Annotated in this window: 16 protein-coding genes; 11 read left to right on the top strand and 5 right to left on the bottom strand. The window is 66.6% G+C overall.

Annotated elements, in window-relative coordinates; translation table 11 throughout:
• Positions 1 to 44 precede the first annotated feature (44 nt).
• From RVX_RS07440 to RVX_RS07410, 7 genes are all read left to right on the top strand, one after another.
• The gene (locus RVX_RS07440) at positions 45 to 1,412 is read left to right on the top strand and encodes an aspartate aminotransferase family protein (protein ID WP_371682105.1); all 1,368 of its coding nucleotides are present in this window, start codon (positions 45 to 47) and stop codon (positions 1,410 to 1,412) included.
• A gap of 26 nt (positions 1,413 to 1,438) precedes the next feature.
• Positions 1,439 to 2,548 carry an alanine dehydrogenase gene (gene ald, locus RVX_RS07435; RefSeq protein WP_116305367.1) on the top strand — a complete coding sequence of 370 codons (1,110 nt, stop codon included), beginning with the start codon at positions 1,439 to 1,441 and terminating at the stop codon, positions 2,546 to 2,548.
• A gap of 179 nt (positions 2,549 to 2,727) precedes the next feature.
• Positions 2,728 to 3,483: an ABC transporter ATP-binding protein gene (locus tag RVX_RS07430; protein WP_116305366.1), complete on the top strand. Its 756-nt coding sequence runs from the start codon at positions 2,728 to 2,730 to the stop codon at positions 3,481 to 3,483.
• Positions 3,484 to 3,560: 77 nt separating this feature from the next.
• Positions 3,561 to 4,625, top strand: coding sequence for an ABC transporter substrate-binding protein (locus RVX_RS07425; protein ID WP_116305365.1), 1,065 nt, complete (start codon positions 3,561 to 3,563; stop codon positions 4,623 to 4,625).
• A 70-nt stretch (positions 4,626 to 4,695) separates the two neighbouring features.
• A complete protein-coding gene (locus RVX_RS07420; RefSeq protein ID WP_116305364.1) occupies positions 4,696 to 5,493 on the top strand; it encodes an ABC transporter permease in 798 nt (265 codons plus the stop codon).
• Between the two features lie 3 nt (positions 5,494 to 5,496).
• Complete coding sequence (locus RVX_RS07415; RefSeq protein WP_116305363.1) at positions 5,497 to 6,375, top strand: ABC transporter permease; 879 nt, start codon at positions 5,497 to 5,499, stop codon at positions 6,373 to 6,375.
• A 70-nt stretch (positions 6,376 to 6,445) separates the two neighbouring features.
• Complete coding sequence (locus RVX_RS07410) at positions 6,446 to 7,195, top strand: ABC transporter ATP-binding protein (protein WP_116305362.1); 750 nt, start codon at positions 6,446 to 6,448, stop codon at positions 7,193 to 7,195.
• A gap of 162 nt (positions 7,196 to 7,357) precedes the next feature.
• Here the strand turns inward: RVX_RS07410 and mgtE are convergent, their stop codons facing one another.
• Positions 7,358 to 8,761 (bottom strand): magnesium transporter, encoded by a 1,404-nt coding sequence (gene mgtE, locus RVX_RS07405; protein ID WP_116305361.1) that lies wholly within the window; start codon positions 8,759 to 8,761, stop codon positions 7,358 to 7,360.
• A 238-nt stretch (positions 8,762 to 8,999) separates the two neighbouring features.
• On the opposite strand from mgtE, the gene nadC reads away from it, so the two are divergent.
• The 3 genes from nadC to nadB all read left to right on the top strand — a co-directional run bounded on the left by nadC (position 9,000) and on the right by nadB (position 12,777).
• Positions 9,000 to 9,908 (top strand): carboxylating nicotinate-nucleotide diphosphorylase, encoded by a 909-nt coding sequence (nadC, locus tag RVX_RS07400; RefSeq protein ID WP_116305360.1) that lies wholly within the window; start codon positions 9,000 to 9,002, stop codon positions 9,906 to 9,908.
• 1 nt (position 9,909) lies between these two features.
• Positions 9,910 to 10,959 carry a quinolinate synthase NadA gene (nadA, locus tag RVX_RS07395; RefSeq protein WP_116305359.1) on the top strand — a complete coding sequence of 350 codons (1,050 nt, stop codon included), beginning with the start codon at positions 9,910 to 9,912 and terminating at the stop codon, positions 10,957 to 10,959.
• 225 nt (positions 10,960 to 11,184) lie between these two features.
• Entirely contained in the window at positions 11,185 to 12,777 is a 1,593-nt protein-coding gene (gene nadB, locus RVX_RS07390; RefSeq protein ID WP_116305358.1) for an L-aspartate oxidase, read from the top strand.
• A gap of 209 nt (positions 12,778 to 12,986) precedes the next feature.
• Here the strand turns inward: nadB and larB are convergent, their stop codons facing one another.
• From larB to RVX_RS07375, 3 genes are all read right to left on the bottom strand, one after another.
• The gene (gene larB, locus RVX_RS07385) at positions 12,987 to 13,742 is read right to left on the bottom strand and encodes a nickel pincer cofactor biosynthesis protein LarB (RefSeq protein WP_116305357.1); all 756 of its coding nucleotides are present in this window, start codon (positions 13,740 to 13,742) and stop codon (positions 12,987 to 12,989) included.
• Between the two features lie 75 nt (positions 13,743 to 13,817).
• Entirely contained in the window at positions 13,818 to 15,221 is a 1,404-nt protein-coding gene (gene larC / locus RVX_RS07380) for a nickel pincer cofactor biosynthesis protein LarC (protein ID WP_116305356.1), read from the bottom strand.
• Between the two features lie 193 nt (positions 15,222 to 15,414).
• On the bottom strand, positions 15,415 to 16,617 hold the full coding sequence (locus RVX_RS07375; RefSeq protein ID WP_116305355.1) for an aldo/keto reductase: 1,203 nt from the start codon (positions 16,615 to 16,617) through the stop codon (positions 15,415 to 15,417).
• Positions 16,618 to 16,916: 299 nt separating this feature from the next.
• On the opposite strand from RVX_RS07375, the gene RVX_RS07370 reads away from it, so the two are divergent.
• Positions 16,917 to 17,795, top strand: a complete 879-nt coding sequence (locus tag RVX_RS07370; RefSeq protein ID WP_116305354.1) for an AraC family transcriptional regulator — start codon at positions 16,917 to 16,919, stop codon at positions 17,793 to 17,795.
• Between the two features lie 122 nt (positions 17,796 to 17,917).
• Here the strand turns inward: RVX_RS07370 and RVX_RS07365 are convergent, their stop codons facing one another.
• Entirely contained in the window at positions 17,918 to 18,340 is a 423-nt protein-coding gene (locus RVX_RS07365; RefSeq protein WP_116305353.1) for a DUF4079 family protein, read from the bottom strand.
• Between the last annotated feature and the right edge of the window lie 34 nt (positions 18,341 to 18,374).

Raw genomic sequence — 18,374 nt, 5'->3', positions numbered from 1 at the left:
TCGTTTTTCCTGACAACCCCAAGGAGCAGGACATGAGCCCCAGTCTGAAGCATGACCCAGCGGCATACGCGGCGGCCGACATGGCCCACGTGTGGCATCATCTCGTCCAGCACCAGGCCCTCGCCGGAAAAGGCCCCATGATCGTGGTCGAAGGCGAAGGGCTGAAGTTGCGGGACATCAACGGCAGGGAATATCTGGACGCCACCTCGGGCGGCGTGTGGTGCGTGAACGTGGGCTACGGCCGCGAACGCATCGCCCGGGCCGTGTACGAACAGATGAAGGCCATGCCCTACTACGCGGCCACGGCGGGCAACATCCCCTACATCGAGTTCGCCGAAAAGCTGCTTGCCCACATGCCGGGGCTGACCCGCGCCTACCTTTCCAACAGCGGGTCCGAGGCCAACGAAAAGGCCTACAAGATGGTGCGCGCGCTGGCGCATCTTTCCGGCAACACCGCCAAGAAAAAGATACTGTTCCGCGCCCGCGACTACCACGGCACCACCCTGGGCGCGCTCAGTTCCACCGGCCAGGCGGAACGCAAGGAATGGTTCGGCCCGCTGGTGCCCGGCTTCGTCGAATTTCCCCACGCCTGCTGCTACCGCTGCGCCTTCGGCAAGAGCTACCCCGGCTGCGACATCGACTGTGCCCGGGCGGTGGAGCGGATCATTGAGCAGGAAGGACCGGAAACCGTGGGCGGCCTCATCGTCGAGCCCATCACGGCGGGCGGCGGGGTCATCCCGCCGGTGGCGGAATACTACACCGTGCTGGCCGACATCTGCCGCCGCCACGGCGTGCTGCTGATCATGGACGAAGTGGTCTGCGGCATGGGCCGCACCGGCACCATGTTCGGCTACCAGCACTACGGCGTCACCCCCGACATCGTGACCATGGCCAAGGGCGTCGCCAGCGCCTACATGCCCATCTCGGTCACCGCCACCACCGAGGCGGTCTTCAACGCCTTCCTGAACGACCCGGCCGACAAGATGGCCTACTTCCGCGACATCAGCACCTACGGCGGCTGCGCCGCCGGGTGCAGCGCCGCCCTTGAGAACATGGCCATCATCGAGGAGGAAAAGCTGCTCGATAACGTGGTGGCCATGGGCGACTACCTGCTGGCGGGCCTGCGGGAACTGGCCGGGCTGCCCTATGTCGGCGACGTGCGCGGCAAGGGCCTTCTGTGCGGTATCGAACTGGTGCAGGACAGGGCAGGCAAGAAGCCCGTGCCCGAGGGCAAGGTCATCCAGGTGGTGGGCGAAATGGCGGCCAACGGCGTGCTGGTGGGCCGCACCAACCGCAGCCTGCCCGGCTACAACAACATCATCAACATCGCCCCGGCCTATGTGGTCACCAGGGGCGACATCGACGTCATCCTCCGCACCCTGCGTGCGGCCCTTGAAAAGGTGCTCGGCTGATACTCCAACCCGCAAAGGAGCATCCCATGCAGGTCGGCGTTCTGAAAGAGATCAAGGTGCTGGAGAACCGCGTGGCCATGACGCCCGCGGGCGTGGTGGCGCTGCGCGCGCACGGGCACTCGGTGCTGGTGGAAACCGGGGCGGGCGCGGGCGCGGGATTCGACGACGCGGAATACGTGGCCGCCGGAGCCGTCATGTCCGACGCGCGGGCCATCTTCGCCGAGTGCGACATGGTCATGCACGTCAAGGAGCCGCAGCCCTCGGAATACGGCATGCTGCGCAAGGACCAGATACTGTTCACCTACCTGCACCTGGCGGCCGACGAGGAGCAGACCCACGCCCTGACCGCAGCGCGCAACGTGAACATCGCCTACGAAACCATCCAGAAGGCGGACGGCTCGCTGCCGCTGCTCACCCCCATGTCCGAGGTGGCGGGCCGCATGGCCATCCAGCAGGCCGCCAAGTACCTGGAAATACCCACCGGGGGCATGGGCAAACTGATGGGCGGCGTGCCCGGCGTGGAACCCGCCGTTGTGGTGGTCATCGGCGGGGGCACCGTGGGCATCAACGCGGCCAAGATGGCCTGCGGCCTTGGGGCCACGGTGTACCTGATGGACAAGAACCTGGACCGGCTGCGCTACCTCAGCGACGTGATGCCGCCCAACTGCATCACCATGATGTCCGGCCCCTACGCCATCCGCAAGCTGCTGCCCCAGGCTGACGTGGTCATCGGCGCGGTGCTGGTGCCGGGGGCCAAGGCCCCCCACCTGGTCACCCGCGAAGACCTCGCGCTGATGCGCAAGGGCTCCATCCTGGTGGACGTGGCCATCGACCAGGGCGGCTGCTTCGAGACCTCGCGGCCTACCACCCATGCCGAACCGGTGTACGTGGTGGACGGCGTGAGCCACTACTGCGTGGCCAACATCCCCGGCGCCGTGGCCATGACCTCCACGGCCGCGCTGACCAACGCAACCCTTCCCTACGCCCTGACCATCGCGGACCTGGGGTGGAAGGAAGCCTGCCGCCGCCACGCGGACATCCGCAAGGGGCTGAACGTGGTGGACGGCAAGATAACCTATCCGGCCGTGGCCGAAGCCTTCGGGCTGTCGCACGTGCCTGTGGAAGAGGTGCTGTAGACGGGGCGTTCCGGGTCCGGCCGGCCTCCGCGCGGGGGTCGGCCGGGTACGCCCGGCCCCCGCAGCCATGACGACGACGCGGAATCCGCCGCCTCCGACAACGCGGTGGCCCGGTCCTTCCCCCTCCGGCCCAGACCGGACGGAAAGAGCCGACAGCCCCCGGCCGATGGAGCGTACCCGTGCAAGACGCCGCCAGACCACGGACCAAGATCGAAGTATGCAACCTCACCAAGCGGTTCGGTGAACTGCTGGTTCTCGACGACATATCCTTCTCGGTGGCGGAGGGCGAATTCGTGGCCATCGTCGGCCCCACGGGCTGCGGCAAGACCACCTTCCTCAACGCCCTGTCCTGCCTGCTGCCCGCATCGGGCGGCCAGATACTCATCGACGGCACGCCCGCCAACCCCAAACGCCACAACATCTCCTACGTCTTCCAGGAACCCACCTGCCTGCCCTGGCGCACCGTGCGCGAAAACGTGGCCTACGGCATGGAGGTCAAGGGTCGCCCGCAAAAGGAAATCGACGAGCGGCTCGACCACATCCTGGACCTGGTGGGGCTGACCCAGTGCGCGAACCTGTACCCCAACCAGATATCCGCCAGCATGCAGCAGCGCATCGCGGTCTCCCGCGCGTTCGCCGTGGACCCGGACCTGCTGCTGATGGACGAGCCGTACGGCCAGCTGGACGTGAAGCTGCGGTTCTATCTGGAGGACGAACTGGTGAACCTGTGGCGCAAGCTGCAAAGCACGGTGCTGTTCATCACCCACAACATCGAGGAGGCGGTCTACGTGTCCGAGCGCATCCTCGTGCTGTCCAACAAGCCCACGCGCATCAAGGCCGAGGTCCGCGTGGACCTGCCCCGCCCGCGCGACTTCATGGACCCGGAATTCGTACGCATCCGTGAACACGTCACGGAGCTCATCAGATGGTGGTAACCCCGCAAGGGGACTCGCAATGGCAAGAACATACGCCCCAGACAGTCTACCGTAACCTGCTTCAAGGAGGTCTGACCATGCTCCAGATGAAACGTTGGGTTGGATTTGCGGCTGCCGTGATGGCTCTTCTTGCCATGGCGGCAACGGCCCTGGCTGCGGAAGTGAAGATCCTGAACACCACCTGGCAGGCCGAACACGAAACCTTCGTGCCCTGGTACGCCAAGCAGAAGGGCTGGGACAAGGCCGCCGGGTTCGACTTCAAGATGCACATGTTCGATTCGGGCATGGCCCAGATCGAAGCCCTGCCCGCCAAACAGTGGGTCGTGGGCGGCACGGGCGGCGTGCCCATGATGTTCGGCGCGCTGCGCCAGAACGCCTACCTCATCGCCATCGCCAACGACGAGTCGGTGACCAACGCGGTGCTGGTGCGTCCGGACAGCCCCATCCTGAAGACCAAGGGATTCAACCCCAAGCACCCCGAGGTGTTCGGCTCGCCTGAAAGCGTCAAGGGCAAGACCATCCTGGCCACCACCATCTCGTCCGGCCACTACGCCATGAGCCTGTGGCTGAAGTCCCTGGGCCTGACCGACAAGGACGTGACCATCAAGAACATGGACCCCGCCCAGTGCGTGGCCGCGTTCGAGAAGGGCATCGGCGACGCGGTCGTGCTGTGGGCCCCGCAGATGTACAACGGCCTCAAGAAGGGCTGGAAGGTCGCCTCCGACGTCAAGACGGCGGGCGGCTTCGTGCCCATCGTGCTCATTGGCGACAAGGAGTACTGCGACAAGAACCCCGAGGAAGTCGCGCGCTTCCTGAAGGTGTACTTCCAGGGCATCGACGCCCTGCGCTCCGAAGGCGTGAAGCTGGCCCCGGAATACGCCAAGTTCCTGAAGTGGGCCGGGCTGAACATGACCGAGGAAGAAGCGAAGATGGACCTTGAACTGCACCCGGTGTTCACCCTGCAGGAACAGCTGAAGATGTTCGACGCCTCCGCTGGCGAAAGCCAGGTGCAGGCATGGCAGAAGGACCTGGTGAAGTTCTTCACCGAACTCGGCAAGCTGAAGCCCGCCGAAGGTGAAAAGCTGCTGTCCGGCTACTACATCACCGACAAGTTCCTGAAGCTGGTGCCCACCGTCAAGTAACCGCTTACGCGCAGCGCCCGCCCCGCCCGGGGCGGGCGCCCCTTCCCACCCGCCGACACCGGAGGTCTGCATGACCGCGTATCGCGAGGTAGTCGTAAGAACACCGCTGGCGCTGAAGATATTGCCCATTCTCAGCGTGGCCACGTTCTTCATCGCATGGGAGATCGTCGTGCGCACCGGGGTCGTGCCGGACACCATGCTGGCCGCGCCCACAACCGTGACGCAGCTTCTGTTCGACAAGTTCACCAACATCGACCCGGACGGCGCGCTGCTGTACGAGCACGCCTGGGTAAGCATCCAGGAAGCCTTCGGCGGCTATTTCCTGGCGCTGGCCGTGGGGCTGCCGCTGGGCCTGGCCATGGGCTGGTTCAACGTGGCCGAGGGGCTGGCCCGGCCCATCTTCGAGATCATCCGGCCCATCCCCCCGGTGGCGTGGATACCCCTGACCATCTTTTGGTTCGGCATCGGGCTGCCCGGCAAGATATTCATCATCTGGCTGGGGGGGCTGGTGCCCTGCGTCATCAACGCCTACGTGGGCGTCAAGATGACCAACCCCACGCTCATCCAGATGGCCCGCACCTACGGGGCCAGCGACTGGCAGATTTTCAGGCAGCTGTGCATCCCCTCGGCCCTGCCCATGGTCTTCGGCGCACTCCAGATCGCGCTGGCCTGCTGCTGGACCAACCTTGTGGCGGCAGAACTGTTGGCAGCCGACGCGGGCCTGGGGTTCATGATCACCATGGGCCGCCGCCTGGCCATGCCCGAAATGGTGGTGCTGGGCATGTTCATGGTGGGCCTGACCGGCGCGTTCATCGGCGTGATCATCGACAGGGTGGAAAAGCGGCTGCTGGCCGGAATCAGGAGGTAGACCATGTCGCAGGAAGCCACGTGCAACGCCGCAACCTCTTCCATCGCCAACGAAACCGTGGGCCAGGTGGTGGACCACGGCCCCTTCAGCCTCGTCCGCATCCTCACCAACCGCTGGTTCCTGCACACCGTGTCCATCGTGACGTTCTTCTGGACGTGGGACTGGCTGGCCGGTTCCAACGTGCTGGGCGGCGGCAGCAGCGCCCTGGCCCGCCCGCACGAGGTGCTGGAACAGCTGGTGGTTCTCGCCCGCGAGGAACTGGCGGAACTGACCCTGTGGGGCCATGTGTGGGCCAGCACCCGGCGCGTGGTGACGGGCTTTTCCATCGCCGCCGCCATCGCCGTGCCGCTGGGCCTGTTCATGGCCCTGAACCGCTACGTCAACGCCATCGTAAAACCGCTGTTCGACCTGCTGAAGCCCATGCCCCCCATCTCGTGGATATCCATCTCCATCCTGTGGTTCGGCATCGGCGAGACGTCCAAGGTGTTCATCATCGTGCTGGGCACCTTCGTGCCCTGCCTGCTCAACGCCTACAACGGCGTGCGCCTGGTGGAGCCGGAACTGTACGACGTGGTGCGCATGCTGGGCGGCAAGCGGCGCGACGAAATCCTGCACGTCTGTTTTCCCGCCTCGTTCCCGGCCATCTTCGCGGGCTTGCAGATATCGCTCAGCATCGCCTGGACCTGCGTGCTGGCGGCGGAACTGGTCAGCGCCCGCTCGGGCCTGGGGTACATCATCGTGCAGGGCATGAACCTGTCGCAACCGGCCATGGTCATCGGCGGCATGGCGGTCATCGCGGCGGCGGCGTGGGGCACCACGTTGCTGGTCACCGCGCTGGAACGCAAGCTGTGCCCGTGGAAGCGCAAGATCGCCGGGCTGTAGCCCGCCAGGATTTTGCCCACCGCGCCCGCAGCCCGCAGCAATCGCACACCCGAAAGGAAGGGACGACGCCGTGATCGAATGCCGCAACGTGAGCAAGACCTTCATCCAGAAGGGCAGTCAGGAAGTGCCGGTGCTCGACGACGTGAGCATCGACGTGCAGGCCAACGAATTCGTGGTCATCCTGGGCCCCGGCCAGAGCGGCAAGAGTACGCTGCTGCGCATCATCGCCGGGCTGGAAACACCCACCACCGGCACCGTGATCCTGGACGGAGAGCCGGTGACCGGGCCGGGGGCCGACCGTGGGCTGGTGTTCCAGGGGTACATGCTCTTTCCGTGGAAGACCGTGCTCGGCAACGTGGAAATGGGGCCGAAACTGTGCGGCCTGCCCAAGGACGAATGCCGTGACATCGCCCTGCACTACATCGACCTGGTGGGGCTGAAAGGCTTCGAGAAGCACTACCCGCACCAGCTTTCCGGCGGCATGAAGCAGCGCGTGGGCATTGCCCGCGCCTACGCCAACAAGCCCCGGGTGATGCTGCTGGACGAACCCTTCGGCCAGTTGGACGCCCAGACGCGCATCTTCATGGAGCAGGAGACCGAACGCATCTGGCAGACCGACAAGCGCACCGTCATCTTCGTCACCAACAACACCGACGAGGCGCTGTTCCTGGCCGACCGGATCGTCACCATCGAAGGCAAGCTGCCCGGCCGGGTGCAACGCACCTACACCGTGGATCTGCCCCGCCCGCGAGACCTGACGGGCAAGCGCTTTCTGGAGATGCGCCGCGAGATCATAGACGCCTCGGTGCTCACCCTGTAGCCCGCGCGACGGCGGGCTGCCGCACCGAACGGCCAAGGGCCGGTCCCACCATGGGGGACCGGCCCTTCTTCATTCATGCAGCCTCAGCAATCGAGCGTCTCCGCGCGTTGTACGGACGCCCACCTGCACATTATCACGCCACGAAGGCATGTGGCATGGCGCCTAAAACAATACCAATGTCGCCAGCCCCAAAAAGATGAAGAACCCCGCGCCGTCGGTGATGGCGGTAAGAAAGATGCTGGACGCCTGCGCCGGGTCGCGCCGCAGCGCGCGCAAAATGAGCGGTATGGACGCCCCGGCCAGCGCCCCCAGCAACATGTCCAAGAGCAGCGCCAGCGACATCACCGCCGCCAGCTTCCACGACCCGGCAAACGCCCACACCGCGCACAGCACCAGCAGCGCGACAATGGCCCCGCTGGACAGGCCGATCTTGGCCTCGCGCAGCACCGCCCACCAAGCCTTGCGCCGGTCGAACCGTTCCACCGCCAGCTGCCGGATCATCACGGCCAGCGCCTGTTGCCCGGTGTTGCCCGCCTGGTTGGCCACCATGGGCATCAGCACGGCCAGCACCGCCATCTGGGCGATGGACCCCTCGAACATGTAGACAACGGACGCCGACACGGCCGAGTTCAGCATGTTGATGACCAGCCACGGCAGCCGCTTCAGCACCGATTCGTGCCACGGCGTGTCCACGCTTTCGTCCGTGCCCGCGCCCACCATGCCCAGCATGTCCTCGGACGCTTCGTCGTGGATGATGTCGATGATGTCGTCGTGGGTGACCACGCCCAGCAGGCGGCCCTCGTAGTCCACCACGGGCATGGCCATGAAGTTGTAGTGGCCCAGCAGATGCGCCACGTCTTCCTTGTCCTGGTCGAACAGCACGGAAATGAGGCCCTGGCCGCGCACCTCGTCCCGCAGCTTGTTGCCGGGCTTGCAGAGCATGATGTCGCGCAGCGACAGCACGCCCACAAGGCGGTCCTGCTCGTCCACCACGTAGGCGTAGTAGGGAATTTCCTTGTCTTCGATCTCGGCGCGGATCTGCAGGATGGCCTGGTCGGCGGTCAGGCCATGGTCGAGGATGATCACCTCGGTGTTCATGACCCCGCCCGCGGTATCCGGGTCGAAGGCCATGAGGTGGCGGATTTCCTCGGCGTCCTCGGTTTCGAGGCTGTTCAGCAGGACGTCGCGGTGGTCCTCGTCCAGTTCGTCCAGCACGTCGGCCGCGTCGTCGGGCGACATTTCGGACAGGATCTGGGCGGCAACGTCGGCGTCGAGGTTTTCCAGCAGGTCGACGCGCACGTGCTCGTCAAGCTCGGCCAGGGCGTCGGCGGCGTCTTCGGCGGGCAGGTGGCGCAGCACGCACACCTGGCGTTCGAGCGAAAGATTCTCAAGATGGTCGGCGACGTCGGCGGGGTGGGCGAATTCTGCGTCTTCGCCCTGCACGGAAGGGTCGCGGCATTCTTCGGGCAGCACGATGACCCGGCAGGCGTCCGCATCGTCGCGCGGGGCGCCTTCCGGACATGCGCGGTCTGCGCCGCTTTCGTGCCCGTGTTCCTGCCCGGTCATGAAATCCCCCACTCGATGGTCGCATGATGCGTGCTGCGTGATGCATGGCGGCACCGCGCCTGCGCAAGACAGTCATCAGACATGCCCGCCCCGTGTGGCGGCACGGCGGCGTTGGCTTGACGAAAGCGGGGCAGCCTCCTACTACACGGCAAGCACCCTCTCCGCCGTTGCCAGCGCCACGCGCAGGCGCTGCGCGGGGCACCCTGCGTGTACCATCTAGCCAGTGACGGCACAATCCATGTCATCGCATACCGTACCGGATTTCGACGCCTTCTTTACCGGGCAGGCCCGCGAACACCTGCTGGCCGCCATCGACCTGGCCCTGACCGAGGACGGCCCCGACCTGACCAGCGACGCCGTGTTCGGCCCCGTGGACCGGCTGGCGGCGGTCATCGTGGCCAAGCAGCAGACCCTGGTGGCCGGGCTGCCCATTGCCCCGCTGGTCATGGAGCGCTGTGCCGCCCTGCTGGAAAGCCCGGTGGTGGGCGGCTGGACGTGGACCCCCCACACCGCCGACGGCGACGAACTGCCGCCCGGCTTCATCGCCGCCGACATCGAAGGCCCGGCACGGCTGGTGCTGAAGGCGGAACGGGTCATCCTGAACTTCATCTGCCACCTGTCCGGAATCGCCAACCTTACGCGCCGCTACGCGCGCGAACTGGAGGGCACGGCCACCCGCCTGCTGGATACGCGCAAGACCCTGCCGGGGCTGCGCTTTCCCGAAAAGTACGCGGTGCTTGTGGGCGGCGGACAAAACCACCGCCGCACCCTGGCCGAAATGCTGATGCTGAAGGACAACCACATCGACGCGGCCGGGTCCATCACCGCCGCCGTGGCGGCGCTGCGCGCCGCCTACGCGCCCTGCCCGCCCATAGAGGTGGAATGCCGCACCCCCGACGAGGTGCGCGAGGCCGTGGCCAGCAAGGTGGACCGCATCATGCTGGACAACATGGACCTTGCGCTCCTGCGCGAATCGCTTACCCTTGTGCCCCCCGGCATCGAAACCGAGGCCAGCGGCGGCGTCACCCTGGAAACGCTGCGCCAGTTGGCAGAGGCATCCCCCCACGGGCCGGATTTCGTCTCCGTGGGCAGGCTCACCCACTCCGCCCCGGTGGCGGACTTCAGCATGCGCATACGCAAGGCATGACATGACCGCACAGCCCTCCCAGAAAGAGCGCATCGCCGCGCTGCGCGCCGCGCTCGGCCCCAACCTGACCATCATGGGGCACCATTACCAGCACGAATCGGTCATCCGGCACACCGACCTGCGCGGCGACTCGCTGGAACTGGCCCGCCGCGTGGCCACGACGGACGCCGCCAGCATCGTGTTCTGCGGGGTGTACTTCATGGCCGAATCGGCCGCCCTGCTGGCGCGCCCCGGCCAGAAGGTGTACCTGCCCGAACATTCCGCCAACTGCGTCATGGCCCAGATGGCCCCGGCCGAACGGGTGGACGCGGTGCTGCGCGCCCTTCAGGCCGACGGCCGCAAGGTTGTGCCGCTGGCCTACGTGAACACCTCGCTGGCGGTAAAGGCCGTGGTGGGGCGGCACGGCGGCGCGGTGTGTACCTCCGCCAACGCGCGCACCATGCTGGAATGGACCCGGAAACAGGGCGACGCCGTGCTGTTCATGCCGGACAAGAACCTGGCCCGCAACACCGCGAACCTGCTGGGCATTCCCGACGACAAGCGGCACATGCTTGACGTGCGGGCCGCCAGCTTCGGTACAGACGTGCTGACCGACGAGGCCCGCCGGGCGGAACTGCTGATCTGGCCCGGCTGCTGCGCCATCCACGCGCGGTTCAACCTGCGCCAGATGGAAACGGCCCGCGCCGCGCACCCCGGCTGCCGCATCGTGGTGCACCCGGAATGTTCGCCAGAGGTGGTCAACGCCGCCGACGCCGCCGGGTCCACCACCACCATCATCCGCTTTGCCGACGAGGCCCCGGACGGCTCCACCGTCATCGTGGGCACGGAAATCAACCTCGTGCAGCGGCTGGCCCGCCAGCATGCCGGGCGGCTGACCGTGCTGCCTCTGCTGGAAAGCGCCTGTTCGCACATGGCCCGCGTGACCGAGCCCAAGCTGCTGCGCACCCTGGAAGGCGTGGCGGCGGGCACGGAAACCCCGGTCACGGTGCCCATGGACCTGCACGAACCCGCCAAGGCCGCCCTGCAACGCATGCTGGACGCCTGCGCCTGAGCAGGCGTAGAGATTGACGGACGGCCCGCGCGACGCCCGCCGACACGGGGCATCGCGCGGGCCGACCAGCATCCTGCGCCCGGCTTGCCCAATCAGGAGACGGCTTTTCTCCGCCCGCGCCAGCCGCCCCTTCCGCCACCGGGAATGCCCCTGCCAACCGGAAGGCCCGGCGCACGGGCAGCGCACCACATCCCCCCACGCCCGCCACTTCGCAAGGGACGCGCCATGAACAATTCCACCTACCGCCTGCACACCCCGGTCCTGGTCATCGGTTCGGGCATCGCCGGGTGCACCACCGCGCTCACCCTGGCCGACCAGGGCATCGACGTCACGCTCATCAACAGCGGCCAGCACCTGGACAGCGGCAATTCCGCCCTGGCCCAGGGCGGCATCGTGTTCCGCGCGGGCGACGGCGACCCCCGCCAGCTTGAAACCGACATCCTCATCGCCGGGCACCGCCACAACCACCTGCGCGCGGTGCGCCACATCGCCCGCAGCGGTCCCAAGGCCGTGCAGGACATTCTTGTGGACCGGCTGCACATTCCGTTCGCCAAGGGGCGCACCCCCGAATGCGAATGGGACCTGACCATGGAAGGCGGCCACGGCGCGCACCGCATCCTGCACTGCGCCGACTACACCGGCCGGGCCATCATGGACGGCCTGATGGCGGCGGTGAACGCCGCGCCCAACATCCGCGTGCTGTCCGAGCGCACCGCCGTCGACCTGCTGACCAGCCACCACCACGCGCGCAACAACGAGTTCCGCTACCAACTCAACAACCAGTGCGTGGGGGCCTACGTCTTCAACGAGCAGTTGCGCCGGGTGGAAACCATCCTCGCCGACGTCACCGTGCTGGCAACCGGCGGCATCGGGCAGGTGTACCTGCACACCACCAACAGCCCGGCCTGCATCGGCTCGGGCGTGGCCATGGCCAGCCGCGCCTTCGTGCGCACCGAGAACCTGGAATACGTGCAGTTCCATCCCACCGCCTTGCTGCACCGCAGCTCGCGCCGGTTCCTGGTCACCGAGGCCATGCGCGGCGAAGGCGGGCGGCTGGTGAACGGCAGCGGCGAGCACTTCATGGAACGCTACGACCCCCGTGGCGACCTGGCCCCGCGCGACATCGTGGCCCGGTCCATCGTGGAGGAAATGCTGCGCAACGGCGAGGAATGCGTGTACCTGGACGCCCGCCACATGGAGCAGGACCCCTCGGAACGCTTCCCCACCATCTTCGCGCGGTGCCTGGAACTGGGCATCGACATCCGGCGCGACCTGATCCCCGTGGTGCCCGCCGCGCACTACTTCTGCGGCGGCATTCTTACCGACCTCGCTGGCCGCACCACCCTGGAACGGCTGTACAGCGTGGGTGAATGCAGCTGCACCGGCGTGCACGGGGCCAACCGCCTGGCCTCCACCTCGCTGCTCGAAGCGCTGCTGTGGGGCCGCGCGGCGGCGGAAGACATCGCCAGCCGCGCCGGGGCACGACGCGGCCTTGGCAAGCGCCTGCGCGACTCCATCCCCGACTGGCAATCCTCCGGCGACGAACGCAACGACGACCCGGCCCTCATCGCGCAGGACTGGGCCACCATCCGCCACACCATGTGGAACTACGTGGGCATCACCCGCACCCGCAGCCGTCTGCAACGCGCCTTCGAAGACCTGCGCGACCTGTCGCGCCACCTGCACGACTTCTACAAGCGCACCCCGCTTTCCAAGCCGCTCGTGGACCTGTTCCACGGCTGCCAGACCTCGTACATGGTGACCATGGCCGCGCTGCGCAACAAGCAGAGTCTGGGGTGTCATTACCGGGTGGATTAGAGGGGAAGTTTTTTGTCAGCCTCCGGCGGGCAAGGGGCGAACGCCCCCTGCACCCCCGAAAATGATATTGCGAGATATCGGAGGATCAGAGGCTGCTCTTATCCACAAAACAGAAAAACCGCCCAATTGGGCGGTTTTTGTTGTTAAAGGGGTGCAGGGGGAGAATCCCCCTGCCCGCCGGAGGCGCAAAAAAACGCTCCCCTCCACACCTACTCCGCAAACAGATTGTTGATGCGGCACGCCGCGCAGGCCGCGCCGAACCCGTTGTCGATGTTGACCACGGTGACGCCGCTGGCGCACGAGGTGAGCATGCCGAGCAGCGCGGACAACCCGGCGAAGTTGGCCCCGTACCCCACCGAGGTGGGCACGGCGATGAGCGGCTGCGAGACGAGGCCGCCCACCACGCTGGTGAGCGCGCCTTCCATGCCCGCCACCACGATGAGCACGCGGGCCTTGCGCAACTCGTCCAGCCGGTCGAACAGCCGGTGCACGCCCGCGACGCCCACGTCGGAAATGACCCACGCCTTGCTGCCCAGCATTTCGCAGGTCACGCGGGCCTCCTCGGCCACGGGCAGGTCCGAGGTGCCTGCGGTGATGATGCCGATCTCGCCCGGCTTGAAGGCCAGTTCGCCGTGCAGCATGGTCAGGGTGCGGCCAAGGGGGTTGTAGGTGGCACCAGGGCAGGCGGCCAGCACGTGCTCCGCCATTTCCGGCGAGACGCGGGTGGCCAGCACGTGGCTGATGCCGCGCAGCCGGGTGAAGATGTCCGCCACCTGCTCGGGCGTCTTGCCCGCGCCGTAGACCACCTCGGGAAAGCCGTTGCGCAGCTTGCGGTGCATGTCGAAGCGGGTGTGGCCCATTTCAAGGTACGGTAGGTCGCGCAGTTGCGACATGCCCTTGTCCACGTCGATGGTGCCCGTGCGGATGCCTTCCAGCAGGTCGCGCAGGGCGTCTGTCCTGTCCATGTCGTCGTCCGTCGTTGCGGCGCGCCACACGGGCGCTGCCGGTATGCCTTGAAAGCTGTTCTGAAGGTACAGCCCCTAGTTACGCGCTTTGCCCACGGCCAGATACACATCGGCAAGGGGAATACCGTGTTGGCGCGCCAGCGCCTTGCAGTCTTCCAGTTCCGGCTTGGCGCGCAGCACCTCGCCGTCCAGCAGGGCCAGCTTCATGGTCACCGGCCCCAGCGGGGTTTCCAGCCGCTCGAAGCGCGTTTCCAGCACCAGCTTGTCAATGGGCACGCTCTTGATGCCCAGCGTGGTGGTGTGCCGGAACAGCAGCCGCGCGAAGCGCTCCTGCTCGCCCCGGGCGCAGAGCAGCGAAACGCAGGTGGCTGGCCGCCCCTTCTTCATCGTGATGGGGGTGAAGTGCACGTCCATGGCCCCCTCTTCCATCAGCAGTTCCATGGCCACGGCCAGTTGCTCGGCGGTCATGTCGTCGATGTTGCATTGCAGCAGGCGCGCGGACTCCGTGGGCAGCCCTGCGGGATGCGGCATTGCGGCATCTGCCGCCGTGCCCGCATGCGTCTCGTCCACTTCGGCCAGATGCACTCGCAGCAGGTTGGGCAATTCCGTGTCGCGGTGGCCGATGCCGTAGCCGGTGCGCTGCACGGCCATGCGCGGCGCGGCGGTGAACCGGCGCACCAGCGTGGCCAGGATGGCCGCGCCAGTGGGGGTGGTGGTTTCGTGCGGGGTGGCACCACGCGTGGTGGGTATGCCCGACAGCAGTTCCGCCGTGGCCGGGGCGGGCACGGGCATCAGCCCGTGGGCGCAACGCACGAACCCGCCGCCCAGTTCCACGGGAGATGCCCAGGCCGCGTCCACGCCCAGGCTGTGGTAGCAGATGGCCGCGCCCACGATGTCCACGATGGAATCGGTGGCGCCCACCTCGTGAAAGTGCACCTCGTGCACCGGCTTGCCGTGCACCCTGGCCTCTGCCTCGGCCAGCCTGCGGAAGATGGCCAGGCTGGTGCGCTGCACGGGCTCGGGCAGCGTGCTGGCGGTGATGATGGCCTCTATGTCCGGCAGGTTGCGGTGCGGGGGGTGATGGAGGCCATGCCCATCAGCATGGGCATGATGGTGGTCGCGGTGCTCTCCATGGTGGCGCCCGTGATGATGGGCACCATGTTCGTGGTGCGCGTGATGATGCCCGTGCCCGCGGTCATTGTCCGCATGCCGACCGTGCCCATGCGGATGGTCATGATCGTGCCCGTGCCCATCGCCCTGCCCGCAATTTTGCCCCTCGTGCGGCAGCACAACGTCCACCCGCAGGCCCGCAATGCCCTTGCGCATGTCGGGCGTCACCCGCAACTCGAACTCGTTGTCCAGCCCCAGCTTTGAAAGTTCGGCCCGCAGGTAGTCGGGCTCCACGCCAAGGGAAAGCAGCGCGGCAAGGTGCATGTCGCCGCTGATGCCCGCGAAGCAATCGTAGAACAGTATCTTCACGCCGGGTATCCCTCCGGTCGGCGTTGGCCGTCGCTGCCCGCACGGAACGGGCGGTGCGACACGTGTTGCGCATCAAAATCGGGTCTGAAGCCTGTCCCACGTCCAGCAGAAGTGTACCCGGGGGCCGAGGTGGATGGGCCGCCCCGGCCTGCCCGGCTCATTCTATCCAATTCTGTCCGCCCTGTCCGGCAACCTACGCCGTGCGGCGCAAGAACTGCCGCCCCGCCTCCTGCAGTTGGGCAAAGTCCGGCCCTTCCAGTTCGGCCGCCAGTTCGGCCAGCACATCCGGAATGGCGATGTGCTGCGGACAGTTTTCCATGCACTGACCGCAGGCCACGCACTGCGAGGCGTAGCCGGGACCCTCGCCGCCGATCTCGCCGCTCATGCGCAGGGCGTACAGGAACTTGCCTTCCTCGATGTTACCGAACATGTGCATCTTGTTGTAGGTCTCGAAGCACATGGGAATGGAAACGCCCATGGGGCACGGCATGCAGTAGCCGCAACCGGTGCAGCGCACCTTCATCAGTTCGCGGTACTTGTCGCTGGCGCGGGTCACCAGTTCCAGTTCCTGCGGGGTCATGGAGCCAGCCCGGGCCGACCCGGCGATGGCCAGGTTCTCGGCGATGTGCGCCTCTTCGTTCATGCCGGACAGCACCACGGTCACTTCCGGGTGGTTCCATATCCAGCGCAGCGCCCATTCCACCGGGGTGCGCCGCACGGGCGACTCGTCCCAGATGGCCTGCACGGCGGGGGGCGCGGTGATCAGTCCCAGATTGCCGCCGCGCAACGGCTCCATGATGATCACGCCGATGTCCTTGCCCGCGGCGTAACGCAGCCCATCGGTGCCCGCCTGGTAGGTCTCGTCCAGGTAGTTGTACTGAATCTGGCAGAACACCCAGGGATAGGCGTCGATGATGCGCCTGAAGTCTTCCGCCAGCCCGTGGAACGAGAACCCGGCGTTGGCGATGCGCCCGTCGGCCTTGGCACAATCCAGAAATTCCAGCACGCCCAGGCCGTGCACGGTGTCCCACAGGGGGCCGTCCAACGCGTGCACCAGGTAGTAGTCGATGCACGCAACCCCAAGGCGCTCCAGTTGCGCATCCAGGTAGCGGTCCATGTCGGCGCGGTCCTGCACCAGCCACGAGGGCAGCTTGGTGGCAACCTTCACCTTCTCGCGGTAGCCGCCGCGCAGGGCCTTGCCCAGCACGATCTCGCTCTCGCCGTGGTGATACGGCCACGCCGTGTCCACGTAGTTGACGCCGCCGTCGATGGCGCTGCGGATCTGTGCGATGGCGCGGGCCTCGTCCACCTTGCCGTCCAGCATGGGCAGGCGCATGCAGCCGAAGCCCAGCGCGGACAGCGTGTCACCGTTCTTGGGCATGGTTCTGTACAGCACGTCTCGCTCCTTCGGGGCCGGGCGCGGTGCGCCCGTTCACGGTTTCGCGGTCGGCGGCCTTTCCGTTGCGTGCGGGGCCGCCGTTGCGCCATCCGCCCGGGCCGGGGTTCGTCCCGTTGGTTCGGACCGGCGCGGGGAATGTTCAATGCTCCGGTGAATACCCATCCCGTGCCCGGAAGAGAAGGCACATTCCTGCCGATATCTTGCCTGATCCTGCCAGCGGTGGCAGAAACGCGTCAGAACTGTTACCACCGCTTCAAACAGCGGGCACCCCAGCCCCGCTTCGGAATGGAGGACGGATGCACGAAATCGCGGAACTCATGAACAGGCTTGCCGTCGGCGAGGGCAAGACGGAAACCGGCCTGTCCGGCGTGGGGCTGTACAGAACCTCCGGCTCCATCCAGCGCACGCCGCTGCTGTACAAGCAGGGGCTGATCATTCTCGGCCAGGGGGCCAAGCTGGTGCACTTCGGCGGGCGGGTCTACCAATATGACGAGGACCACTACCTGGCCCTCAGCGTGCCCATTGCCGCCGAATGCGAGGCCGTGGCCACGCCGGAAGAACCACTGCTGTCCCTGGTGGTGGACATTGACCTGGGGCTGCTCAACCAACTCATAGATCAGATAGAAGACCGTATCGACTACCGGTCGCTGACGCAAGGCTGCACCCATCAGGGGCTGTTTCTGGCCAGGGCCGACGCGGCCTTCAAGAACACGGTGCTGCGCCTGCTGTGGGCGCTGACCTGCCCGCTGGAAAGCCAGGTGCTGGGGCCGGGGCTGGTGCGCGAACTGTTGTTTCGGGTGCTGTGCGGCGAGAACGCGGCTGCGCTGCATGCCCTTGTCACCAAGAACACCAACATGTCGCGCATCGAAAAGGCCCTGAAGCAGATCCACGGCAACTTTTCTGAGCCGTTCAACGTGGACCAGTTGGCCGGGTTCGTGAACATGAGCCCGTCCACGTTCCACCGGGCCTTCAAGGACGTTACCTCGTTCTCGCCCATCCAGTACCTGAAACGGGTGCGCCTGAACAAGGCGCGCAGCCTGCTGCGCGAGGATGGTGTGCGCGCCAGCGAGGCGGCCCGCATGGTGGGTTATGAAAGCGTTTCGCAGTTCAGCCGGGAATTTCGCCGCTATTTCGGCATCAGCCCCAGCCACGCGGGAGGGATGGCGGCGGAATGATCCGCCCAGCCCCGTGCGTCCCCTCCCCCGCGCCCCGCCAAGGCTGCCCAAAGACAAAAAATGCCCGGCGCGGCAGTGGTCGCCACTGCCGCGCCGGGCGCAAAGATTCAGCACAATCCTGGCTACAGCAGATAAACGCGCACCACCACGATGCCCGTCCACAACTGCCACAGGGCCAGCACCACCAGCAGCAGGTTGTTCGCTCCGTGCAGCAGCGGCAGCAGCTTGCGGCGCTTCTTCACCACGTCCATGCGCTGTCCGGTCAGGTAGCCCACGGCGCACAGGGGCACCATCAGCAGGCCCACCCACGCGTGCGCGCCGGTGATGAACACGCTGGACCACGCCAGCCGGGCCACTGCCAGCCCCAGCAACGCCCCCGCCGCCCATACGCCCAGGGCCACGGTGCCCCACTTCACGTGCGGCTTCCACGGAAAGACCATCTTGCGCCCCATGTGGGCGGCCTGGAAACGGACCCAGCCCAGATACATGGCGTACAGGCCGATGAGCGTGGCGACGAACTGCAGGACGGGATGAATCCAGACCATGTGCGGCTCCCGATGCGGATGTGGAGGAAAGAGG

Origin of the sequence: Nitratidesulfovibrio sp. HK-II, assembly GCF_003402415.2 — a bacterium.
GTDB lineage: Bacteria > Desulfobacterota > Desulfovibrionia > Desulfovibrionales > Desulfovibrionaceae > Cupidesulfovibrio.
This window is presented reverse-complemented; position numbering and strand designations above follow the sequence as displayed.